Origin of the sequence: Zhouia amylolytica, assembly GCF_900116365.1 — a bacterium.
GTDB lineage: Bacteria > Bacteroidota > Bacteroidia > Flavobacteriales > Flavobacteriaceae > Zhouia > Zhouia amylolytica.
The window spans coordinates 98,716-120,846 of sequence record NZ_FPAG01000005.1 but is presented as its reverse complement, the minus strand read 5'-3'; the positions used below and the strand labels follow the sequence as shown (position 1 = coordinate 120,846).

The following is a 22,131-nucleotide window of genomic DNA, read 5'->3' as shown; positions in this document are numbered from 1 at the left end:
TTAGTAATTTTACCTGCCGGATCTTTTTTCGGCAGGTTAATTATGAAGCATAAAAACATCTTCGATCCCGAGTATCAAGACCAAAGTATTTCAGGTAAAGTAGTCATAGGACTAGAACGTATCTCTGAAGTATTTAAAACCCTTTTGTGGGATAAGGCTAAGGTATTAGGCATAAGTCCCATACAAATTCAGTTACTGGTATTTATACACAATCATAAGGAGTCCTTGTGTAATGTGAGTCATTTAGCCAAAGAATTCAACATTACCAAGCCTACGGTAAGTGATGCAGTTAGGGCTTTGGATAAAAAAGGATATCTTATTAAAGATTATTCCTCTTCAGATAACAGGAGTTATTCAATTCAATTATCTCAAAGCGGAAAGCAACTTGTTGAAGAAGCTGCGGACTTTATCACACCCCTGCAAGGCCAGATTGAATATTTAGATAAAAAGCAACTGGAAGCTTTATTTGAAACCCTCAGCACCTTAATCTACAAACTAAATAGATCGGGGATATTACAAGTACAACGTACCTGCTATGGTTGCAAATTCTACCAAAAAGAAAAACAGGGTCACTATTGTAATTTAATGGAGAAACCCCTGTCCACATCAGAAATTCGATTGGATTGTCCGGAGTTTGAAAAACCATAACGCCTTTGGACATCCAAAAAGGACAACCATTAAAAATCTTTAGAATTTCAATTCGTAATAGGTGCTTCTACCTGCCCCTTTTAGAATAAACACCCCTTTATCCACCAAGTCCTGTAAATCCCGGGTTGCAGTGGCTTTGGAAGTTTTAGCGATGGAAATATATTTTTTTGCTGTCATTCCGCCCTTAAAACCGTCAAGTCCTTTGTCCAGTATTTTAAGGATCACCTTACGTTGTCGCTCATTTAAAACTTGACTATGAGCATCTAAAAATGTAGCCTTACGAAGGGTAAAGCGAATCAACTTTTTAGCATGGTTTTGAGCCATTAAAATGGTTTGTGTGAAATAAAGTATCCATGGGGTTAGATCAAGAGTTCTCTGTGCTTGTTTTAATGCATCATAATATGTTTTCTTATCATGCTCTATGACTGTTGACAGACTCATAACAATGGGTCTTCCTAAGGCTTCAGAAAGACACTTCTCAGCAATGGCTCTACCTATTCTACCATTTCCATCTTCGAAGGGGTGTATCGATTCGAAATAAAGATGCGCGATGGCTGTTTTTATTAGCGCGCTTTTTAAGTCTTTAGAGCGAATCTTAAAATTCTCGTACCAATCGACAAATCTTTTCATTTCAGAAGGAACCTTGGTCGAAGGAGGGGCCTGATAGTGAATTTCTTCCTTTCCGTATCGTCCTGAGACGATGACCATGGGTTCGTCTCCAGTTCTGTATTGACCTTTATTTATAAACCTGTCATTATCAAATAGAATAGTATGCCAGGATTTAATAAGCTTTGCAGATAGCGGTTTTGCGAAATCCTGTTGTACCTCCACCATTAACTCTCCTATACCCCTGGCATTCTTATCCTTGATAAATTTATGCTCTACCTGCAACCCCAATCTATTTTTTATGGAGGACATCACATCATGTCTGCTATAATATTCCCCTTCTATTTCAGAGGTTTTCATCGCCTCATCAATCATAAACTGGAGTACAGCCTCCTGTTTAAAATTATCAGGAAGTCCTTCCATAATGCCTTTTACCTCTCCTGATTCAGATGCAAACTCAATAACAAGTTGATCAATAACCGAGGGGTTATAATTAAATTCTGGCCAGTTTTTATGTTCCCAATTGTATTTCATGAGCCGATTACACCTAATTTTCGGCTCAAATATAACAATTATTTGAGCCGATTAAAAACATTAATCGGCTCAAACAACAAAAACAATCAAAAGCCTCTCAATTAAGGAAGCCAACCTTTAGATCGGTGTATTGTTTTATATTAGGATGAATATGGCCAATACTTTGGTTAAAATTCTTAATTTTTCAAAATCCGTTGGCGGTAAATTAAAAGTCCGATAAAAGTCAGTGTGCAAACTATTGCCAAATCGTGAAATGTTTTTATTGCTCGACACAAGTTATTTCCAGAAACCAGCGAAATGCAATCAGTTAATTCACGTGTTTCGTATTTCAAACTAACCATTGAGTTGAAAGCCATAAATTCAAATAATGGAATTCCAATTATTAATAAAATTAAAGCTACTATGTAAGTGGTTTTTCTCAATGATTTTTTGTTTTCAGCTAGTTGCCAACGGTCTTGGCTATGAGTAGTTGTGTGGTTTAGCACTTAACTTTAATCGGTTTTATTTTCATAAATATTTCCATCTTTCATTATGAATTCAACCTTTTCCATTGTAGAAATAAAATCATTAATAATATCTCCTTTTACAGCTATAATATCCGCATTAGCTTGAGGTTGTATATAGCCAATTTCATTTTCTTTATTTAGATAAAAAGCTGAAATGTAGGTACTAGATTGTAGTATATCAAATGGTTTCATTCCTGCTTGGAAATAATACCGAAACATGTCTGTTGATGATTCTCCTCTAGATACTTTTATGTCTGTATAATTATCAGAGCCAGCTACAACTGGTACACCTTTGTCAATTGCCCTGTTTAGCCTATCCTTCATTATTTTCAGATAATTATCAATCCACCCAGTTTCTTCATAACCGGAAAGTTTAACATATGTATTCATGTAATCTTTACTGTTTTCTGTGGGTACCAGATAAATTCGTTTTTCTGCCATTTTAGTTAGTGTGCTATCAGCTAAATTAAACCCATGTTCAATACCATCAACACCAGCTTCAATTGCATTCCATGCTGATTGGTTTGTAACACAATGAGCTGTTACCTTTAAGTTGTATGAGTGTGCTGTCTGAACAACAGCTTTCATTTCATCTAAGGTTAAAAATGTTTTATTTGGAAGATTATCAGCACATATTTTAATTAAATCAACATTTTGATTCACATGTTCGCGCACAGCATTTTTTGCATCTTCAGGACTCGTTATTATTCGATATTCTGAATCTATTATATTCTGATGTTTAGGAAGCACCCCATAAATTTGTCCTCCATTTGCAGCCAAAATAGGTCCCGAAGCAAAAATACGTGGCCCTTCAATCGTTCCTTCGTTAATGGCATTTCGAAGGGCTACATCAAGATATAAGCCTGAATTTCCTAAATCTTTAATACTGGTTATTCCTTGGTCTAAATAACTTTTGGCTCTTTTAGCACCCCGAAGGACTCTTAATGCATCACTTTCCATAGTTAAAGATTTTATACTATGCTCTGAAAAATCTTCGTCAGCATCTTGAGAAAAAAGAACATGTGTATGCGCATCTATTAATCCTGGAAGAACAGTGTACTGGGTTAAATCAATGACTTGGCTATTTTTAGGCAAAGATTCAAATCCCCCAACGGATATAATTTTCGTCCCTTGAACATGTATAAGCTTGTTTTTTAGCAACTTATTCTCTTTACTATCATACAACAAGCCAGCCTTGATATAAATACTATTTTCCTGCCCCATTAATCGCTCTTTTGAGGAAATAAGAATTATAATTAAAAACATTAGGATTCTAAACATGCGATTTTATTTTTTTAAATGTATGTCCAATGGTTTAGTATTACGTTTGGTTGCGGAGAAAAGGATTTGTATTTATCCGCTGCATCGTAAATATAGAAAATAAGTGTGATTTTTCCTGTATAAACCAACACCTAACACTTACTAGTATTATTGTAAAATCTTGAGCCGATTAAAAACATTAATCGGCTCAAACAACAAAAAACAACCAAAAAACCACCAATTAAGGAGCCCAATGCGTTAATACTTTTCTATTGCCATTTCGCTCTCTGACTTCAATGCATAATTTTTCATAATCCCCCAACACAAATTTTGGAAGCACATATACCAACCTGTAGGTCCACCCATTTAAAATCCGATCGGGAACCTTATATTTATAAATAGGTTTTATAGCAACCCTTTGATAAGATGATTTTCGTTTCTTATTTCCTTGAACACGAAATACCTTTAAATACTTTACGTCAAAAGTGATTCCAGAGGTGTTGGTGAGTTCCATTACTAAATACGTTTGTACACCATAGTATACAACTTTCTGCAACTGAAGCCTTATCCCTTTTCTGGATTTAGAAGCCATTGTTTTGGGCTTTCTCTTTAAAAGATAGGTGCAGAATTTTTTATAATACGCCTCCTGCCTCTCCATACTATCCAGATCTACTTTATTGATGTCCAAAGGCGTTTGAGGGATCATGCTCCCTATGCTTTGGTCTCCAGAAACAAAATAATTCAATTGAGGTAGCGATTCCTTATACTTTAGGATATAACTAAAAACCTTATGATCGGCAGTCACCACCAAAAGGTTACTCTCTTTACCAGGTCGGGCTTGTAAAAGCCCTAAATGCTGCGGTTGTTCTTTGTTATAAGAAAACACAAAATTTGGAGCTCCGGTAATTCCCTGCCCTATGGACTTTGGAAAGAACAATGCTACATTCTTATGCTCATTGGCATATATGGTATCCAGTGGTTGTTGGGCCAACACCACAAAACAACAAAACATCATTAGATAGGTAATAGACTTTTTCATTTTTCAGGTTTTAAAATAAGTTGATATTGATCTAAAATGGTCACCTTGACATTTCGGTTATCTCTATGAAAGATGCTTTTCAGCCCTTGAACTTGGGGTACTCCAGCAATACTTATATCATCCACGATATCTCCTGCCAGTTGTTGCCTGGTCTGAGCGCGAATACTATTTTTAATATAAATCCCTTCTGCTCCATCCTGTAGGTCAAAAGCTTTTAGCTTTACCCTGTGATGACTTATAGCACTTACCTTGAGCTGTACCCGATTGGGTTGCATACTTACAAAACCATAGATGGGTGTATGCTTAGGAAATACAACTCCATTGATCATGGCCTTTGACAAAAGGCGCATTCGCAATCTATGACCTTTTTTCACTGTTTGCATCCCATCTACAGTCACATAAATAAATGGATCGGTACTAGCAGTTGGTTCAACATCCAGAGCATAGTCATCAAAAAAACTTAGATGGTTCAGTGCGATCTCCTTGCTTTGTACTTTGGATTCATTCACTGGCTCAAAAGTTGTTGCCTTATCGATTTTGGTGTTATTCCCAACGGACTTGGCCTGCTGCTGTTTAACTTGCTCCAACCCTTGTAGCGACTGATACCTTTGCTGCCCCAGTGTATACACACTATCGATCATTCTTTTTTTATTCAGGCTATCCAATTGTGGTTGGTAATATCCCAAAGAATCCAGTAAGTGATCATCATAAATACTCGGGGCGTTGGTTGCCTTTTTTTCTTTCAGCTCATCTACCGCTTCCAGTCTTGAACTATAAGTCTTCTGCCCATCATCTTCCAGTTTAGGTACCGGGGGTTGACTATTTTCAATGCTTTCTGGTTCTTTTTTTCCAAAAGCCTGAAGTCCGTAGGTGAATATAAAAGCAAGCACGCAAAAGATCACTAAAGCAAATACGATTTTATTTTTCTGTATTTTCATGTTAATAAAGTTTAAAGGGGTGATTCCGTACCATCAAAGTCTGATAGCTTTCGCAATTGACTTTCATAGAAATTAGTAATAAGCAGTCCATGGGGATTATATGGAAAGTTTCTATCTACCCGGATCAGATTCCCTGTGGATCTAAGCTCGTAGGTATCGGTAACATTCCCCCTATTAATTTCAAAAATAGTAGTCACCTCAAAGGTATAAGGTGAGTTTTGAATATCAACCTCTGGGGTCACTCGTATCACCTTTTGAACCAGTGCATACTGCAGTAGTTTGTTGTACACCCCGTCGGCTTTTTTCTGCCGGTACAATGCATCCACCGAACTATCGCCAAGCCAAAGTGCTTTATCAAGGTTCGACTTATAATTCCCAGGGGTGATTCCATAAAAGTACCTATGAAACAGCTCTAAATGTGCCAGAGCTTCCACTTTAAGGTTCTCCCTTTGATCTACCAGTTTTAAAGGAATTACCGATCCATCACTATTCACTACAAAAGCATTATTTACGCTTTTTTTGTGGAGCTTGATCACCATGCCTAGAGCTACCACACAGGTAATAAGCGAGGCAGCCACCACACTCAGAACGATCAACCTGTTGGTTTTAAGCACATCATAGATATTTTTATACGGTATTTTCATCATCAATTATTATTAATTAATTAAAAATTTCAGGTGTTAAACAATCTAAAGACAAAGGAGGTCGCCCTGCGGTAGAGCTTGAATTTTAGTAATACAATAAACCCAATCGAGGCAAACTCGATCAGTGGCGCAAAAAACTCACTGCCCCAATCCGTTCCAAAAAGGTTACTCCAGAAATTTGTGTTGATTTCTGTATAGAGGTTATTGATAAATACATTGACCAGGAAAAAGGCCGGCACCAGCATATAAACCCCTGCGTAGAGTTTAAAAAAGGTATAGGCCAAGCTCCTGAACTTTTCAAAAACTGCCAGGCTGATCACTAGTGGAAAAAATGCCTGCATAATACCCAGGAGAAAAAAACGCTCGGCCAAGAATATAGGATATATAAACAAATCCAAAAGCCATAGGATTACGCCCCCAATAAAGGCCAGCATTTTAAGACCGTACAATGGAGTAACCAATGCTTCATACAAAATGGCCATCGCTTTTTTAGCCGCTTCCATGGCACCCACCTCGCGTTCCAGGTCAACATCCTGTAGTTGTAGGGGGAGCAGCGCAGGAGCCGTATCACGATACTGGGATTCGATACTTACCAGGATCCCATCGAACACCCCTAAAACCTGGGTGGAAAATATCACCAGGATAATAACGGCAAAATTCTTAGCCAGTTCAGTGGGAGTCAGACCCCAGGTATGTCCATCGGTGGTGGCGATCCCTTCATTGTATTTCTTAAGGATATTGATCAGAAAAAACAGTACCGCCAGGGTTTTCATCCCGGTTATGGTATACTGAGAGAAATCACTACTTTTAATAGTTTGAAAAACCGTGTCTACATATTCCAATCCTATCCCTAAATACATCGTTCTCTAGTATTGTGTTTGACGGTTATTAATCTTGTCTTGCATACTTCGAAATGAAATAATCTCCTTATAGCGGCGGGTCTTGGCTGCTACTTCAGCTACCATCTCATTGGACTGCGTTTCATAGTCTTTCAAAAGAGCTGCTCGCTCCGCATCGCTCATTTTCAGGTAATCACTGGTGAGTATCTTATCGACATACGTTACACTTTGCATGGAACGGTCGATAATCTCATTGAAAGATGCGATCACCCTCTCTACCTCCTGGGGTTTGATATAGGGAGAATTCAGAATCTGCTGCAGGTCGTTTTGTACCATATCAAATAGTTTCCTATTATTTGCAATCAGTTTACTTACAGCCTCTAATTGTTTAATGACACTGCTTACCTGTTCGATACGGTCTTTCTGTTGCCTTAAAAAATCTACCGTTTTTAAAAGCTGTGAGGTTTGCTTGGCAGACTCTATCAGTTGTTTGGCCAGGCTGATAAAGTTGGTGTTATCATACACCGGCATCCCCTGGGCCACACTCTGGCCAGATGATAAAAGAGCGAAGGATAGCGCTAATAGCAAGGTCTTAATGTTGCCATTAGCCCTTGTATCACTCAATTTAAATAAGCGATAGCGCTTGGTTGTTGTATTAAAAAAATTCATGATTTTAAGTTTTAGTGTTTATAAATTCTTTAATGGCTTGTTCCATATCGTTAGTCCTATCATAAATCCGCATGATGCGCTCGTTTTCCGAGCCGTCTGTCAGGTAGGCAGCATATACCTCTGGCGGCACCTCCAGCCGGAAGATGTTACTCTCCTTCCCTATTTTTATAAAGATCTCTGTGTATCTGCGGCTTCCCGTAAGGTTATTACGAATAGAACGCAGTTGATTCAAATCATGGCGCGATAGGTTCAACCGCTTTTGCAACTGATCATAACCTTTTTCATTACGCAGGCTGTAGATTACCTGGGTGTTTTCCAAAATACTGGCCGAGGTACTATTCTGTGGCAATTGATTGATCGACTGCAGGATAATACCAATCGCTCCATTTTGTTTTCTAATGGCCTGATAGTAGAATTCTACGCTTTCCAATACTCCGGAAAACTTAAGCTGCTTGGCAAACTCATCAAATAGAATGATCCCTTTTTCCGAGCGATTACGCCAAATGGTCCGCTGTATAGCGGTTTTAATTAGCTTAAGCATCACCGAGAGAATTTCCTTATTGTCTTTGATTTCATCGAGTTCAAAAATGATCATACGCTTATCCTCAATCTTATAGGTCTGATCCTCCCCGGTATTAAATAGAAAACTGTACAGTCCATCATCCACATATTCAGAGAGAATATGCAAAAATTCATAAGGGCTAAAATGCTCCTCCCGAACCCCCAGCTCCTCTAAAAGCGTGTCTTTACAGGTAGCTACAAAATGGTATAATGAAGACAGAGAATGTTGATCCTGCTCTTTTTTATAATATTGGAGCAAGACTTTTTTAACAGCCACCGCTTTGGCCTTTGAGGCTTGTTTTCCATCAGCGAGCAGCTCTAAAATAAATACCGAAAGTTCTTCCAGGCGTTCTGGAGTTAGATCTGATTCACCAGCTATGTAGAAAGGGTTAATCCCCAGATTTTCTCCTTGTCGGTATCGAAGAATAATATGTTGGTCAGGATAGAGTTTCGCGAATTTCGTGTAGGAGCCTCCCAGGTCAATAATAACCAGTCGTACCCCTGATTCAAAGTATTGACGAAGAATATTGTTAGCCAAAAAGGACTTCCCTTCCCCTGTGGGGGCGAAGATGGCAAAATTCCTGGCCTTTATGCGTTTTTTCTTTTCATCCCATACATCTTTGAGCACCGGAATATTGAACTGACGATCATTAAAAATTACCCCTGTAAGATCTGAGCGGTAATTGGTGTTATTGATCCAAAGGCACAAGGCATGCTTAAGGTCAGTTACATAGAGATCATCGTTAGAGAAGTTGGAGGCAAAACAAGGAAAGGAGTTTAAAAAATAATGCTTGCGCTCTTCTCCTTTGGGAACATAGGGGATGATATCGAGCTCTTTACATTCCGACTTGATTTTAGAGGTCACCCTGCTTAGACGCTGTGGATCTTCATCCCAGAAAATCACATTCAAGTGTCCTCGGATAATTCTTGAACTCTCATCTTCATTGATACGATCTACAATATGCCGTATCTTTTTTAGCAAGACTTTATTCTGCGTACCGAAATTTGAGCTTTTACTAAGTTCCTCTATTTTCTTATCGAGAAGTTTTCGCCATTTATGCTTGTCATCCATATAGATAATATGGTTTACCACATGGTTCTCTTGAAGGTGAAGTCCTAAACCATCGATAAACCCTTGATGAAAGGAAAAGTCATCAGCGGTGAACTTTTCATTTATGCGACTACTTTGCAAGGCCTCTCCAAAGCATAATTCGCTATTAAAGCTCGCCACTTCAAAGTGATGATCCCCTATTGCAATCCCTTTTTTAGAGAGTTGAATATCGGTGTCAAATTCCTTATTAAACCCATTAAAATACCTGGAGGTTAGCTCTAATAACGAATCAGCCTTCAAGGGGGTGAGGGCAATCTCTTTGCTATTATTAATATAAGCGGTGGCATCACCAGTTGCTTGGATAAATTCTGCTATACGATCATTTAGTTTTTCAGGAATAGCTTTATTGGCATTTCGAAATGGATTTACATATTTGGCGGCATTTAAGGAGCGGTCTAAAGGAAGTATAAAATAGAGATAGGACTCATGATCCATGTAATTGCGATCTTTAAAATAATCATAAGTAGCCTTTTGCAAAAATGTTTCATTAGGCAATGGTGATGCATCAAACCCTTTTTTAGTATACACATCTTGCTTTTGAATGATGATCCCCACCGGCAAGGATTTAAAGGCCTGAAACCAAACACCATGTAAGGCATCAAAATCAGACTCCGATAACGAATACACCTCTGGAAGGATTACTTTATAACCAAGCACTACATTTCCATTGGAGGCAAACACCAGGTTATCCTGAATATCTAAAATAGGATGGTATGTAGATAGATTAATCTTCTTCATAGCATAGACCACTTGATTTTTTATTGCTGATGGTATTGGGAAATATTTTCTTTAGGTGTACTACCACAGGATGCTTGCTGATATAGGAAAGCACCACATACAACTTAGCATTCAGACCAAATACCGAAACAATAACCCCCAGGCTAAAGGAAAAGATAATGACCAGCAAAGAGCCGATCACCGATATCATTTGCAGGGCAAAGAGCGATATGGGAAGTCCCATAATCATGGCACCCTTACGAATATTTTTATAAGGCTGGTAACGTTTCATTACACCACGATTCCTATCAGATACGTAAATATTCCCACCACGGCCCCTGCTATCAAAACAAAGACCAGTACCCGGGTAATCCCTTTTTTAAGATCTGCATTTTCTCCAAAGAAGTGTCCTGCATTAAACAGAAAGCCCACCAGAAAGATCACCCCGAGAATAATGGGGAAGATCGCCCGAATGGTATCGGATATATCATTAACAGAATCTTCAATACCTCCAATTTGGGCAAACGAAGAATTGACAAATAAAATAAAGAAGACTAAAGCAAAAAGTAATTTTCTCATATCTAAAACGGTTTAATTTTTGTTTGGTTTTAGCTAGAAGAAAATTACGGGTTCTACTCCTTTAAAACACTGATAAACAGGTATTTGTTAACAACCTATAAAATGTATAACAATGTGTTGAATTGATTTTAAATCAATCCTAAATGAATGATTATGTTGTATTATTGTGTTGATAAATTTTAAATCTAAAATCTGAGAACTTGTAAAAAACGTCAATTTTAGATTTTTGTCACTAAAATCTCATCAAAAATAAATGTTCCTAAAGGAATATTTTTCATATTAAAATATCCATTATCCTTAAGTTTTAACTGAATGTCTTTACTATTGGCATACCCCTTTACAGAATTAATTGTAAAGTTATCAGGAATAAAAACACCTGAATAAACTATGTCATGTTTACTTTCATTTTTGATAACTTCTAAAGCCTTTAAACTCATACACGGTGTCGTGTTACGTCCAAATATAAGAGTCGTGAACACCATTAAAAGGCAATAAGTATTACAATTTATTTCTAAAAAAAGCTAGTAAACTTTACTTCTAATATGTTGGAATATATTAGTAGGTAATTAATGAATTCCATATTCAAAGGTTACCTCTCCATCCTTGGCTTTAAAAGGATCAAAACAAAAAATAACATCCATTCCTCCATAATAATCCATATTCCATTGATCATCAATTTCGCCAAAATATTCTTTACTTATTTCATAAAACTTAACTTTAATGGTGTCCGACACATAACCTTTTATTTTAATTTTAGCGTTACTGTAACTCTTATCCTTAAATTTAATAGTATCAATTACCATTTTATCAAAATTAGTAATACGCAGCTTTTTGTATGGTTCTTGACATGAAACCATTAACATGATAACAACCAGTATTAATAAGATTTTTTTGATCATAATATTTTATTGATATGATGGGAAGTAAAGTAGAAAAAGTAATTTTTTAATGTTCAAAAATAAAATATATATAGTCTTTAATCTAAACTTTAACCATAATTGATTACACTAAATACATTTAACGGTTTTAATTTAAAAGCATAAAAACTTTAATATATCAACTACTATTTCTTATAGTTATTTCCCCAACTCACATGAATTATTTACAATATTCAATAATTCCTAGAATCTTTTACTTCTGCCGTTTTATCCTTACTCCCTTATCGAACAACGACAAATTAAAAGTTAACAGGTGTCATTTTTAATGTTTTCAATGATCCTAGTGAATGTTAACCTCTTTTGTCTTTAGATTTTGCATTAAAACTTATTAAGTTGAAGATTTGTCTCATACGACTTCGAACCCGATTTCCGTATCGTTCCTCCAACTCCTCTGCATTCAAGTTTGTAGTAGCATGAGTTTTCATCCGGCTAGCCAGGAATAAATCATATCGGGATAATAGCACCTCTCCTAGCACATTACAATCCTTCCCAAAATACCTCCCTGTGGGCTCCACCCCTAAATCATCAAAGCAAAAGAACTTACTGTTACCGAACTGTTCAATAGTAGCATATCCGATGTTATTAAAGGAAAAGACAATGTTGCGCGACGGAATAACTTCATAAGCTCTCTGATGGGGAACCATGTACTTAAGTAATCGCATCAGGGAGGTTTTGCCACAACCAACAGGCCCTGTAAGCAAAATGCCTTTATGAATGTCTATCCCGAATTTCCTGCAAATAGTTTCATCCTGAATAAAATAACAACAAAGCTTGTAGAGGATTTCTTGATCGTCTTTATAGATCTTAAACCTTTCCCCAAACATCATTTTACCTTTGGCTTCCAGGTAGGTAATTATACTATTAAAATTATATTGAATGTATCCATTTTTGAGTTCCCCTAACTTGAATTCAGTACTGCCCTCCTTGATGATATGGGGTTGATCAATCTTCATAATGGCTGGTTATAGTTTTTATCCTCAGTGGTTCGCAGGTTGTCTTTATTATGGCCAACCTGCGAAGACCGATTTGCTTTGTTTTTTGACTGATTAAAGTTCTTTTTTGAAAATTTCTCAGTTTTAAGGTTTTCTAAGGTTTGATTATGTTTTATAAAAGGTACCACTGCTTGTCCACCACTTGTCTCAAAATTGGCACTACATGGGTACACTACTTGTTCAGGACTTGTCCCAAAATCAAACATCTTTATTCTACTCCCTTTAAGGGGATTATGTGAGGGCATATATGAGAGGTAATTCCAATGATTCAGTTCCTTTATACACCGATGATAGGTGGACTTAGATCCAATCTTAGCATATCGCATCACCTCTTCTCGATTGATGTAAAATGATGATTTAAAAAAACTCAGATTCCACAATTGGAATAAGGCCATATAAAGACTGATATGACTCGTATTTAGACGGTTGTCTTTCAAAAAATGCTCAAACACCCCATTGAGGTGTTTGATGTAATTAATGTGCTGCTTATCCATTACTAGAATTTATGATGCACCTTATTTTTTTCCATTACCTGCAGGATCTCCTTATAATCGTAAAATAAGACCCCTCCTATTTTGGTATAGGGCAAGGTACCATTGATTCTGAGGTTTTGTAGGGTGCCTGGAGAAATCTTCAAAAGCTCTCTGACTTCATGGGACTTGAGCCACTTTTTAGTGTTATAACCATTTTGATTTTGTAGTAATTCTTTTAGCTCATCGAGTAATTCCATTTTAAATTCCCGAAGATCCTCGGTGGTAATAATTGTTGCTGCCATGTTTTGTGTTTTTTTAAATAACAAAGCCGCCAGATACGGTTTAGCTTTTTAGAAATGACGGCTTCGCTTTGATTTGACTTTCGTTGTACAAATTTGAATTGCATCGCAGACAATTATTCACAAGGTCATCGTAGTTACATTAAAATTTAACATTTATAAAAACCATAGGAAATGAATCTATTTGTGGTCTATTGAGAATTAAAAAGTCACTTTTTTGACTATCACTTGAAGTTTGATCTAAATATTACCCAGAACGTAACCTGTTCGTAGTTACGAATTTTTAAGTAACATAATTATGCATGACTTAAAGCTGATCATCCTGGTCCATCCGATGATTCAACCGGAACTGAAGTTCTTCCAAAAACCTAGCTCTACTGCCTTTCCTGGCTTTAATTTCAGAGTAAGTTTTATAGATATTATCCAGTTTTACATCAAAGAGCATTTCAAAGGTATTGGCTATGTTTTTAAGATCCTCCTGCCCGTCATTAATTACCTGGCCACTATGCAGGGCGTATATAAGTTCTGTGAGTGCCGTTTTAGAAGCGGTCCACTGCAATTTTTTATCAAAGGCGGTTGATACGCCATTATTTTTGTGGAGGTCTTCGATTTGTTGAATCAGGTTTTTGATATACCTGGCATAAGAATTCATGCCTTTTATTCGTGCCCATAGCATATCGTGGGAGGTAAAAAAAGTAGGATCCAGATAACAGGCCTCCGGAAGCGCGTACAGGGGAAATATTTGATTCTCTCGTGTAAAATATTGATGGTCTAAATAGGTGAGCTCTTGTTCCATGTAGTGAACAAAATCCCAATTACGATTAAAGAACTTATTAATACGTCGGATACGTTTTTTTAAAAAGGATAACTGATGGTGAAATCCAAGTTTGGGGAGGCGCAGTTGGCAGGAACGCACTTCAGTAAAATACACCAGGTAGCCAAGCGGTTCTGATTTGACCTGTTTAAAAAAATAAATCTCTTCATCCACGCTATTAAACCCCTGTTTCTCCACCATTCCTTTTAGTAAAAAAAGGGCATTATTACACAGGTGTATTCCTTCATTTGCCTTTTTAAGATTGATTCTTTTATCGGTTCCAATATCATTTAGCTTTTCCATAAAGCCATTTATGATGCTATTAAATTTTCCACCCATTCGTCTTTTATTTTTTAATTCTGCAAAGTCAAAAGGGCATTACCTGCCCATCTTTCTCATCACCTGAAAGGAGTAACTTATGCTACTTTTTTCCCTGTAGCATCCCCATAAGCTCCATTGAGAAATTGTCTTTGGCCTGCAAGTAAGCATAGGTAGGAGTTAAATCAGCTCCCAATTTTTTCTTTTCAAAACCAGCAGTCATCCCCAGATTTATTCGACTAAACCCGCTAGCTCCTGCTCGTTTAATGGTTTGATAAAGCAACTGACGATACACCTGATGTTTAAAGGCAAAATCATAATCCATGCCCACAAATGCCGGAACATAAATGCCTTTGGCATTCTTATAACAGAACATCACTCCTACCTCTATGGCTTTACCCTGCTGACTATACTGCTTTTTTAAGGTCAAGGAAATAAACTCCCACTGGGGGTGATTAGCCATCAGGGTTAGTATTTTCTTGGGAAAGGCAAAAGTGTTGAGTCCAAGGTTGTTTTTTCGAACATTTCCTAATAGCTGATAATAATGATCCTTTTTCGAATCAGGTATGTGCTCTAAATATTGAATATCAAAATGCGCCTCAAAAGGAGCTATATCTTTTCTAAAATGTCTTCGGGATCTGGTTGAAAGCCCGGCTAAATAGGCTTCAGGGCTTTCCCAAGATAAATCTTTTATATGACAGCTATCAGGCATGGCTATTTTAACAAAACCATGGTTATGGAAAAATTCATTTAAGTGTTCATCCCTGCCAAAATCTCTTAATAGTATCATGGAGGTTTTCAATGACGTCTGAAGTTTTTCCAGCTTATCAAAAAGAAGGTGAAGCGCTTGGTGCCACAGGGGATGTGATTTATCGAGGTACAAATGCTCCCCTTCGGTAAAGAGCGATCCCATCCCTAAAACTTTTGAGGTCATGTAGAGGGGATCTTTTTCCCTTTCCTTTTCCATGAGTTTAGAAACGGATTCCGGAGCTAACATGTCTTCCTTCCACAGGGCGCCGGTAAAAAAGGTTGCCAGCACAGGGTTATTTAATTGATCCCTGATCAGAAAGTAATGAAAGCTCCAGTTCTCCTGCGGCAAGTCATTTCCATTGAAAGCCTCTTGCAGAAAATGTAATCCGTCCCAATCAAAAACTCCTTGTCCTGAAAACAATTCATTCCAAAGTTTCTTGGATATTTTGGTAATTGACTGCTGATATTGTAGCTGTAAGCCATGGGCTGACATTTGGTTAGTTTTCTTCAAATGATCCGTTGATAAATTAAAAGCCCTGAATACTTTTAGGGTCGTGGTATGGGTAGCAGCTAGCGCCTTCGGGAAGTGGTATTCCATAGCAGCTACCAGTGCTTTTATTTCTTTAGGCTCATTATGCCTGGAAATAGTGATGCGCACCCCGGTATTTTTAACCGGAACCGCTGGAAAGATCCCCAGGTTGACAAAAAAACCTTCCTTCATTAATCGGTTGACAAAATTATACCCGGTAATGGGCATTCCAGTCCCAATATAAAACACTGGCGAATTGTTTTTATCCACCAGCGGTAAAGCGGTTTTTTCCAATAGCGAATTAAACAATTCAATGCGCTCTAGCAGTTCTTTTTGCAAATCATAAATTTCATCAGATAAGTGAATATCTGCCGAGGCGATAGCAGCAGCCACCGATGCCGGTTCCAACTGGGCTGAAAAGGTAAGCGGCCCACCGAATGTTTTAATTTTATGATACATTTCCTTATTGGAACACACCAGTACCGAACCACTGGCCCCAAAGGTCTTGCTTAGGGTACCAAATAATAACATCCGATCCGATAGCTGCCCCATTTTACTGATCACATAACCTGCACCGTTTTTACCTATCCAACTCATTCCATGTACATCATCAAAATACAGATGCAATTGGGGATATTTTTCACTCAGGGCTACAAGCTCTACTACCGGCGCCTGATCTCCATACATGGAATACACCCCATCGGCCATATACCAGATCTTATCATGTTTTGATGAAAGGGCTTTGACCTTATCTTCTAACCGATCCAATCGATTATGACGAATCATTTCAACCGGGACCGATCTAATTTTCAAAGTTTTGGTAGCGCTCTGAACACTCCAATGGACCTGATGATCCAGTACTATGGCATCCCGGTCAGATACGGCACTGGGTATGACTCCCATATGTCCCAAGGTACTGTTCTTGGTGATAATAACAGGGTAGCCATACATGGAAGCTATCTTTTGCTCCAATTCACTGTATAGTGGATGAGAGATATATGTCTTTGAAAGTGGAAACTGGGTTCCATATTTAAATATTGCAGCTGCAGCGGCTCTTTTTAATCGTTGGTCTTGTTCAAGGCCCAGGTACCCTGTGGTACCAAAATGGAAAAGCTCCTTGCCTTTGATCTGAATTTTTCTTCCATTAAAAAAAGTATCCTCGGCATAAAGGTGTAACACCCCTTGATTTTTAGCATCGGTAAAAACCTCATTCACGGTATCTAGAAAATTATTGTGCTTAATTTTAGCCATTGCTTTGCTATTAAATGATTACAAAAAGCCTTAAATCAGTCGGTTTTAATGTGAAACTACACAAAATGATTCATTTCTTACTCACCTGAAAGGCAATCACTTACAATTAATACTTTTCAGACAAATCAAAATCCGTTTCCGACATAACGAAGCAGAAAAAGGGGAATTTTCCTAGGGGTTAATATTATAATTATCAGTATTTTAACCCCGTATATGTATTTGTGCCATGAAAAATTGTATTGAAAATGATGTAGCGTCATTTTGGATCCAGGATGAGATACTTTTTTTCAACTATAAACCGGGCGTTGCAATCCATCTTCCGGAAGCGATTCGCATAGTTTCCGATCGTTTAAAATTGCAACAAGGTGAAGCTTATCCCATCCTATGTAACATCCAGGGCGTTAAAGAAGTTAGTAAGCAAGCGCGTCGCTATCTGGCCACCGAGGGTACCCTTTTAACCAAGGCCGTAGCCTTTATCTCCCATACCCCTTTAGCTCATATCCTATCACAGCTTTATGTAAAGGGCAATATGCCTTCCATTCCTACTTGCGTTGTTCAAACAAAGGAAGAAGGAATAAAGTTTTTAAAGGAATTTAAGTAAGCATCCATAGCAGCGCCAAGGCACATCCATCTAAAGTAATTAGATTATGGAACGAATGATAAAAGATCCGAGGTTACAACACATATTTTTACAATTGGTTGAGATGTCCAAGGGAAATTTTTCTTACAAAATCCCTCGATCCGACAGCACTGATGTCATAGAGGCGATTTCTGCTACTTTGAACAGCGTCACAGAAGAAATCAAAGATTCCTTTTTACACCAGGGCTATGTATCGCTGCATGATACCTACATGACCCGTGTTCATCTGTCTATACTACTGGATTCCAATTTTATCGTTGTGGATACCAATGATCAATTTCCCGAGCTTATAAAACATTCAAAATCCGACCTTATCGGTGGCTTAATAGCTCCTTTATACACCCCTGAAAGCCTTAAGGCTTGGAACCAATTAAAAGAGCAAGCTTCAAAAAGTAGCTTCAGCGAACAATATATCGCACTTACCTTTAAAACTAAAGATCATTTAGAGTTACCTCTACGATGTTTATTTCGAAAGCTGTTATTACCAACATCAAATACACCTCACTACCTGATAATGGCCTCTGAAATTTTTAAAAATCCAAAAATTGAAGAGCTTCAACTTCGGCAACAGATCGCCCAAAACCTGCAACAACAAAAAAATCGAAAAATCGTACCCAGAAGAAGCTATCTAAACACTTCCGATATCAAAAAGCTGCGGGAGATAGGCGAATATTTAAAAAACAACCTTGATAATAGAGATATCACCCTTAGGGATCTATCGCTAATGTTTGGAACCAATGAGTACAAACTAAAACGGGGCTTTAAGGAACTATATGGTACTACGGTATTTCAGTTTTTAAAAAGTGAGCGTCTTAGAAATGCGCATGTGCTGATTAAAAACACCGAATATTCATTTAAGCGGATAGCTCTTAGCAGTGGTTTTAAAAACCAAACACATTTCTCCAGAGAGTTCAAGGCGCGCTATGGGTACACCCCTACCGCTCTTAGAAATACCTTCAACACCCCTAACACCTAATACCTCGCAGATCAACATTCTCCCCCAGTAGAAAAACCAATCCAGCTAATTTTACACCATAACACTTCAATTACCCTCAATTGATATGAAATGGTTCGAAAATAAAAGGAATTTAATAGTGGATCTGGTAGGCTGGATGTTTATTCTCCTCTTTACTTATGCCGGACTGACTAAACTCTTTGAATTCCCTGAATTTCGAAGCCAGCTTGGTCAATCACCCCTGCTCACCCCCTATGCAGAGTATGTCGCATGGGTGATTCCTGCGCTGGAAATCCTAATTGCCATAGCCATCCTTATTCCCAAATTCAAACTCCTGGCCCTCTATGCCTGTTTGTTTCTAATGAGCCTTTTTACCTTTTACATTCTTGCCATCCTAAATTTTAGTGATTACATCCCTTGTTCCTGTGGAGGCATTTTAGAAAATCTCAGTTGGCAAGATCACTTAATTTTTAACATGCTATTTATACTACTGGCTATTATAGCCATAGGATTATATCCGAAGCTTACAACAACTATAGATCTCAAGATATTTTATCGCGATAAGAAAGGGGAAGCCGAAAACCTAAAAGAGTAGGCATCATATTAATTCTTTCAATTATGAAAAAAATGAAATTAATCATAGGAAGTACTGCTTTTTTGGTGGCTGTAGCAGCTGCCATTGCAAGTACCAATGTACCGACGGAAAACCTTGCCGATCAATACTATCGTATTAACGGTTCTGGTCAATGTGTTGAAACCAATTGTGATCCTTTAAATACAGGTACTTTATGTGAGTTCACTGTATACGAAACAAAGCTAAGTCAGTCACAGTGTGATAATCCTGTTATTGAATCGCGCAGACCTTAATTATTAACATCAAGGGGAATGGGAAGCTCCCATTCCCTATTTTAAAATGCAGTGAGTATGACTCGTCAAAGGCTTTTCATTATTTTAATAGCCATCATTACAAGCTTAGGAATCATTGTGATGCTTCAATGGCGATCTACCGCTTCAACAAGTATTGGTAGTGGATTTTTAAGAAAGTTCCCTCCTAACATATTACCATCCTGGGAAGCGACTGCGATCGGTGCACATCAAAGTATTATCGGAGCCACTGCAACTGATATTTACCTAAGCTCCCACCATAATCCCTTATTGATTTCAATATTCAATACCCAGACAAGCACTTGGAAAAGTCAAACCTATAAGGCTCCTAAGCACGCTAAAATAGCATGGAAACTATTAAAGCCACAAGCTCATCCATCAGGAATCTATTTTACTGAAGGAATTACTCCCATGGTATTATATGGAAGTCCAAATTTGGACAGTCTACAAGTAATACCCACTTTAAAAACCACCTTTTCAGGCATCCTTGCAATTGATAAAAGCCAATACATTTTAAAATCATATGCCTCCAAGTACCAACAAAACATTCTTATCAAAGCAACTTTAAACCCTCAAAAAACAATTGAAAAACCTGATCTTCTTACCAAACAGGTAGATGGTTTGTTTTGTACTGAAGGTGATCTTTTGATTGATCATCGCACTGGTACGCTCGTTTACGTTTATAGGTATCGAAATGAATTTATGGTACTGGACTATGATCTAAATCTGAAATTTAAAGGCCATACTATTGACACTATAAATAAGGCACAGATAAAGGTTACCAAGATCAATAAAGGAACCCAGGTTCAACATAGTTTATCTGCTCCACCACTTATAGTAAATAAAAATAGTAGGGTTTATAAGAATATGCTTTTTGTACAATCCAATATCAGGGCCCAAAATGAGGACCCTGATGTATTTAATACTAAAACAGTAATTGATGTATATGACCTTGGATTAAAAAGGTACCTCTATAGCTTCTATATCCCAAGGTATTTGAATCAAGCCTTAAAGGACTTCACCATCACAGACCACCATCTTACAGCCTTGTACGATGACCACCTTGTAAAATTTAGGCTAAACCTCCCATAACAAGATTACTTTGCCAATGCCTCTTCCAATAGCGCAATCAACTCCTTAGACTTTCCTATTTTGGGAGGCGTGACTGAAAACATTTTTCCATGTTTATCAATGATCATGGTTGTTGGTCCTCCTTGGATTCCGTAATATTTTATAAATGGGTGTTTCATTCCTTGTCCATTGGTATATAGATGTACATGCTCTTTGAGTCCATAATGCTCTGAGGCTACACTTTTCAGCCACTGGTTTCGGTTCTTATCCATCGAAATGGAAATAAAGACCATATCCTTATTATCCTTAAACTTGGGATACACCTTTTGATCTACCTGTTTGGCCAGTACCCTGCAGGCACCACACCCGGTAAACCAAACCTCAAGGTATACCACTTTACCTTTAAAATCTTCAAGACGTACCATATTTCCCAAGGTATCCTGCAATTTAAAATTATAGGCCTGAGCTCCACGTACTTTCCTACCGTACCACTGCTGCATTATTTTCTTAAGATCAGGGGACTTAATCAGTGTATACCCTGTATACAAACACGCTTCAAAACCATTAGTATCAGTAACTTTTGGGTTTTGTAGATTGAAAATAAAAAGCATTTCCTGAAGTCTTCCATCCAATTCATTTTTCCAAAAATCACATAGCGCTGAAAAGTTTTTTGTATAGATTTTATCAAACTCAAAATCCCGGTCATTAGGGTGTTCCAAAATTAACTTTCCAATGGGTAATAATGATAAGTATTTTACACTCTTCCATGAGTTGGCAACTTCATTTTCTTTAATCAGTGATTGAAAGGTATCATCCACCATTGCCATGAGTACCTTCCTATCCTGATCGGTTAGACTTGAATTTTTAAGCGACCAATAGTTGCGATATTTATAATAATTATCACCAATAACCTCAGCCTTAATGGTTGCATACATTTTAGAAGGCAGCTTTGGCTTAAACTCTTTTAAATACTGTAACTGATGGTTTAAAATCGAATCACCCCACTGCTGCGTTATACCAAATCGCTTATGGATTTCCAGGTTGTAAAGGGTATGCCCATAGTGCTCTTTAAATCGGTCAAACTGGCTATTGGCCTGAAAATCCAAATGACATTGTAATTCAAAAAATGGATTTGAACTTCCTGAAAAATCATAAGTGGCTTTATCTCCTCTTCTATCCACTTGTACTTTTATGGTATCTCCAGGACTTACCAAATAGTCTCTAAATGCATTATAATACCGACCAGAACTGTTCCTTTTGCGATAAAACGCAATAGTTATTCGTTGATTTTCAGAAATCTTTGAAGATGTAAAGCTAAACCTCCCATTACTATCTGAATAAATCATGGTATCCAAGACTTGTAATTTTCGATTGCCGGAAACGATCCCTCCAAAGTATATTCTTAGGCTGTCTCTGGCACTCTCGATTTGTTTAAATGAACCTGAAATCACCACGGGCTCTCCATTGGTATTATTTAGGGTAGTTTGCTTATTTGTCTGGCTGCATCCGGTTATAAAAAACATGGTTGCCATACCCAGTATTTTAAATAGTATCATCACAATTAA

24 protein-coding genes are annotated in these 22,131 nt (G+C 37.6%); 6 read left to right on the top strand and 18 right to left on the bottom strand.

Annotation, left to right across the window (positions count from 1 at the left end):
• Nucleotides 1-42: 42 nt before the first annotated feature.
• Entirely contained in the window at nucleotides 43-648 is a 606-nt protein-coding gene (locus tag BM361_RS09240) for a MarR family winged helix-turn-helix transcriptional regulator (RefSeq protein ID WP_074978624.1), read from the top strand.
• A gap of 39 nt (nucleotides 649-687) precedes the next feature.
• Here the strand turns inward: BM361_RS09240 and BM361_RS09235 are convergent, their stop codons facing one another.
• The 17 genes from BM361_RS09235 to BM361_RS09155 all read right to left on the bottom strand — a co-directional run bounded on the left by BM361_RS09235 (nucleotide 688) and on the right by BM361_RS09155 (nucleotide 17,015).
• Nucleotides 688-1,788, bottom strand: coding sequence for a Fic family protein (locus BM361_RS09235; RefSeq protein ID WP_074978393.1), 1,101 nt, complete (start codon nucleotides 1,786-1,788; stop codon nucleotides 688-690).
• A gap of 491 nt (nucleotides 1,789-2,279) precedes the next feature.
• Nucleotides 2,280-3,575: an amidohydrolase family protein gene (locus BM361_RS09230; protein ID WP_074978391.1), complete on the bottom strand. Its 1,296-nt coding sequence runs from the start codon at nucleotides 3,573-3,575 to the stop codon at nucleotides 2,280-2,282.
• 220 nt (nucleotides 3,576-3,795) lie between these two features.
• The gene (locus BM361_RS09225; protein WP_074978389.1) at nucleotides 3,796-4,593 is read right to left on the bottom strand and encodes a DUF4138 domain-containing protein; all 798 of its coding nucleotides are present in this window, start codon (nucleotides 4,591-4,593) and stop codon (nucleotides 3,796-3,798) included.
• Nucleotides 4,590-5,531: a conjugative transposon protein TraM gene (traM, locus tag BM361_RS09220; protein ID WP_074978387.1), complete on the bottom strand. Its 942-nt coding sequence runs from the start codon at nucleotides 5,529-5,531 to the stop codon at nucleotides 4,590-4,592. The genes BM361_RS09225 and traM overlap by 4 nt, the downstream gene beginning before the upstream one ends.
• A gap of 11 nt (nucleotides 5,532-5,542) precedes the next feature.
• A complete protein-coding gene (locus tag BM361_RS09215; RefSeq protein ID WP_074978386.1) occupies nucleotides 5,543-6,175 on the bottom strand; it encodes a conjugal transfer protein TraK in 633 nt (210 codons plus the stop codon).
• Nucleotides 6,176-6,204: 29 nt separating this feature from the next.
• On the bottom strand, nucleotides 6,205-7,035 hold the full coding sequence (locus tag BM361_RS09210; RefSeq protein ID WP_074978384.1) for a hypothetical protein: 831 nt from the start codon (nucleotides 7,033-7,035) through the stop codon (nucleotides 6,205-6,207).
• Between the two features lie 6 nt (nucleotides 7,036-7,041).
• The gene (locus BM361_RS09205; protein ID WP_074978622.1) at nucleotides 7,042-7,611 is read right to left on the bottom strand and encodes a conjugal transfer protein; all 570 of its coding nucleotides are present in this window, start codon (nucleotides 7,609-7,611) and stop codon (nucleotides 7,042-7,044) included.
• A gap of 76 nt (nucleotides 7,612-7,687) precedes the next feature.
• Nucleotides 7,688-10,093 carry a TraG family conjugative transposon ATPase gene (locus BM361_RS09200; protein ID WP_074978383.1) on the bottom strand — a complete coding sequence of 802 codons (2,406 nt, stop codon included), beginning with the start codon at nucleotides 10,091-10,093 and terminating at the stop codon, nucleotides 7,688-7,690.
• Nucleotides 10,080-10,364: a VirB3 family type IV secretion system protein gene (locus tag BM361_RS09195; RefSeq protein ID WP_074978381.1), complete on the bottom strand. Its 285-nt coding sequence runs from the start codon at nucleotides 10,362-10,364 to the stop codon at nucleotides 10,080-10,082. The genes BM361_RS09200 and BM361_RS09195 overlap by 14 nt, the downstream gene beginning before the upstream one ends.
• Nucleotides 10,364-10,651 (bottom strand): hypothetical protein, encoded by a 288-nt coding sequence (locus tag BM361_RS09190; protein ID WP_074978380.1) that lies wholly within the window; start codon nucleotides 10,649-10,651, stop codon nucleotides 10,364-10,366. The genes BM361_RS09195 and BM361_RS09190 overlap by 1 nt, the downstream gene beginning before the upstream one ends.
• Nucleotides 10,652-10,869: 218 nt before the next feature.
• The gene (locus BM361_RS09185) at nucleotides 10,870-11,088 is read right to left on the bottom strand and encodes a hypothetical protein (protein WP_074978378.1); all 219 of its coding nucleotides are present in this window, start codon (nucleotides 11,086-11,088) and stop codon (nucleotides 10,870-10,872) included.
• Nucleotides 11,089-11,217: 129 nt separating this feature from the next.
• Nucleotides 11,218-11,550 carry a hypothetical protein gene (locus BM361_RS09180; protein ID WP_074978377.1) on the bottom strand — a complete coding sequence of 111 codons (333 nt, stop codon included), beginning with the start codon at nucleotides 11,548-11,550 and terminating at the stop codon, nucleotides 11,218-11,220.
• 329 nt (nucleotides 11,551-11,879) lie between these two features.
• Nucleotides 11,880-12,542, bottom strand: coding sequence for a P-loop NTPase family protein (locus tag BM361_RS09175; protein ID WP_175496566.1), 663 nt, complete (start codon nucleotides 12,540-12,542; stop codon nucleotides 11,880-11,882).
• Nucleotides 12,539-13,075: a hypothetical protein gene (locus tag BM361_RS09170; RefSeq protein WP_074978375.1), complete on the bottom strand. Its 537-nt coding sequence runs from the start codon at nucleotides 13,073-13,075 to the stop codon at nucleotides 12,539-12,541. The genes BM361_RS09175 and BM361_RS09170 overlap by 4 nt, the downstream gene beginning before the upstream one ends.
• Before the next feature lie 2 nt (nucleotides 13,076-13,077).
• A complete protein-coding gene (locus BM361_RS09165; protein ID WP_074978374.1) occupies nucleotides 13,078-13,356 on the bottom strand; it encodes a helix-turn-helix domain-containing protein in 279 nt (92 codons plus the stop codon).
• A 304-nt stretch (nucleotides 13,357-13,660) separates the two neighbouring features.
• Nucleotides 13,661-14,506, bottom strand: coding sequence for an RteC domain-containing protein (locus BM361_RS09160; RefSeq protein WP_074978372.1), 846 nt, complete (start codon nucleotides 14,504-14,506; stop codon nucleotides 13,661-13,663).
• 82 nt (nucleotides 14,507-14,588) lie between these two features.
• Nucleotides 14,589-17,015 (bottom strand): aminotransferase class I/II-fold pyridoxal phosphate-dependent enzyme, encoded by a 2,427-nt coding sequence (locus tag BM361_RS09155; RefSeq protein WP_074978371.1) that lies wholly within the window; start codon nucleotides 17,013-17,015, stop codon nucleotides 14,589-14,591.
• Nucleotides 17,016-17,241: 226 nt separating this feature from the next.
• On the opposite strand from BM361_RS09155, the gene BM361_RS09150 reads away from it, so the two are divergent.
• The 5 genes from BM361_RS09150 to BM361_RS09130 all read left to right on the top strand — a co-directional run bounded on the left by BM361_RS09150 (nucleotide 17,242) and on the right by BM361_RS09130 (nucleotide 20,587).
• Nucleotides 17,242-17,616, top strand: a complete 375-nt coding sequence (locus tag BM361_RS09150) for a DUF7793 family protein (protein ID WP_074978369.1) — start codon at nucleotides 17,242-17,244, stop codon at nucleotides 17,614-17,616.
• A 46-nt stretch (nucleotides 17,617-17,662) separates the two neighbouring features.
• Entirely contained in the window at nucleotides 17,663-18,631 is a 969-nt protein-coding gene (locus BM361_RS09145; RefSeq protein WP_083425904.1) for a helix-turn-helix transcriptional regulator, read from the top strand.
• 85 nt (nucleotides 18,632-18,716) lie between these two features.
• Nucleotides 18,717-19,205 carry a MauE/DoxX family redox-associated membrane protein gene (locus tag BM361_RS09140; protein ID WP_074978366.1) on the top strand — a complete coding sequence of 163 codons (489 nt, stop codon included), beginning with the start codon at nucleotides 18,717-18,719 and terminating at the stop codon, nucleotides 19,203-19,205.
• A gap of 23 nt (nucleotides 19,206-19,228) precedes the next feature.
• Entirely contained in the window at nucleotides 19,229-19,477 is a 249-nt protein-coding gene (locus BM361_RS09135) for a DUF6520 family protein (RefSeq protein ID WP_074978364.1), read from the top strand.
• A 57-nt stretch (nucleotides 19,478-19,534) separates the two neighbouring features.
• On the top strand, nucleotides 19,535-20,587 hold the full coding sequence (locus BM361_RS09130) for a hypothetical protein (RefSeq protein WP_074978363.1): 1,053 nt from the start codon (nucleotides 19,535-19,537) through the stop codon (nucleotides 20,585-20,587).
• A gap of 5 nt (nucleotides 20,588-20,592) precedes the next feature.
• Here the strand turns inward: BM361_RS09130 and BM361_RS09125 are convergent, their stop codons facing one another.
• Entirely contained in the window at nucleotides 20,593-22,122 is a 1,530-nt protein-coding gene (locus BM361_RS09125; protein ID WP_083425903.1) for a TlpA family protein disulfide reductase, read from the bottom strand.
• Nucleotides 22,123-22,131 lie beyond the last annotated feature (9 nt).

Bases quoted from the DNA above. Each gene is read 5' to 3' on its own strand.
- BM361_RS09145 (WP_083425904.1), top strand. From the start codon at position 17,663: ATGGAACGAATGATAAAAGATCCGAGGTTACAACACATATTTTTACAA.
- BM361_RS09195 (WP_074978381.1), bottom strand. From the start codon at position 10,364: ATGAAACGTTACCAGCCTTATAAAAATATTCGTAAGGGTGCCATGATT.
- BM361_RS09210 (WP_074978384.1), bottom strand. From the start codon at position 7,035: ATGTATTTAGGGATAGGATTGGAATATGTAGACACGGTTTTTCAAACT.
- BM361_RS09235 (WP_074978393.1), bottom strand. From the start codon at position 1,788: ATGAAATACAATTGGGAACATAAAAACTGGCCAGAATTTAATTATAAC.
- BM361_RS09160 (WP_074978372.1), bottom strand. From the start codon at position 14,506: ATGGGTGGAAAATTTAATAGCATCATAAATGGCTTTATGGAAAAGCTA.
- BM361_RS09200 (WP_074978383.1), bottom strand. From the start codon at position 10,093: ATGAAGAAGATTAATCTATCTACATACCATCCTATTTTAGATATTCAG.
- BM361_RS09240 (WP_074978624.1), top strand. From the start codon at position 43: ATGAAGCATAAAAACATCTTCGATCCCGAGTATCAAGACCAAAGTATT.
- BM361_RS09190 (WP_074978380.1), bottom strand. From the start codon at position 10,651: ATGAGAAAATTACTTTTTGCTTTAGTCTTCTTTATTTTATTTGTCAAT.
- BM361_RS09155 (WP_074978371.1), bottom strand. From the start codon at position 17,015: ATGGCTAAAATTAAGCACAATAATTTTCTAGATACCGTGAATGAGGTT.
- BM361_RS09150 (WP_074978369.1), top strand. From the start codon at position 17,242: ATGAAAAATTGTATTGAAAATGATGTAGCGTCATTTTGGATCCAGGAT.
- BM361_RS09175 (WP_175496566.1), bottom strand. From the start codon at position 12,542: ATGAAGATTGATCAACCCCATATCATCAAGGAGGGCAGTACTGAATTC.
- BM361_RS09185 (WP_074978378.1), bottom strand. From the start codon at position 11,088: ATGAGTTTAAAGGCTTTAGAAGTTATCAAAAATGAAAGTAAACATGAC.
- BM361_RS09230 (WP_074978391.1), bottom strand. From the start codon at position 3,575: ATGTTTAGAATCCTAATGTTTTTAATTATAATTCTTATTTCCTCAAAA.
- BM361_RS09140 (WP_074978366.1), top strand. From the start codon at position 18,717: ATGAAATGGTTCGAAAATAAAAGGAATTTAATAGTGGATCTGGTAGGC.
- BM361_RS09165 (WP_074978374.1), bottom strand. From the start codon at position 13,356: ATGGCAGCAACAATTATTACCACCGAGGATCTTCGGGAATTTAAAATG.
- BM361_RS09130 (WP_074978363.1), top strand. From the start codon at position 19,535: ATGACTCGTCAAAGGCTTTTCATTATTTTAATAGCCATCATTACAAGC.
- BM361_RS09135 (WP_074978364.1), top strand. From the start codon at position 19,229: ATGAAAAAAATGAAATTAATCATAGGAAGTACTGCTTTTTTGGTGGCT.
- BM361_RS09170 (WP_074978375.1), bottom strand. From the start codon at position 13,075: ATGGATAAGCAGCACATTAATTACATCAAACACCTCAATGGGGTGTTT.
- BM361_RS09180 (WP_074978377.1), bottom strand. From the start codon at position 11,550: ATGATCAAAAAAATCTTATTAATACTGGTTGTTATCATGTTAATGGTT.
- traM (WP_074978387.1), bottom strand. From the start codon at position 5,531: ATGAAAATACAGAAAAATAAAATCGTATTTGCTTTAGTGATCTTTTGC.
- BM361_RS09215 (WP_074978386.1), bottom strand. From the start codon at position 6,175: ATGAAAATACCGTATAAAAATATCTATGATGTGCTTAAAACCAACAGG.
- BM361_RS09225 (WP_074978389.1), bottom strand. From the start codon at position 4,593: ATGAAAAAGTCTATTACCTATCTAATGATGTTTTGTTGTTTTGTGGTG.
- BM361_RS09125 (WP_083425903.1), bottom strand. From the start codon at position 22,122: ATGATACTATTTAAAATACTGGGTATGGCAACCATGTTTTTTATAACC.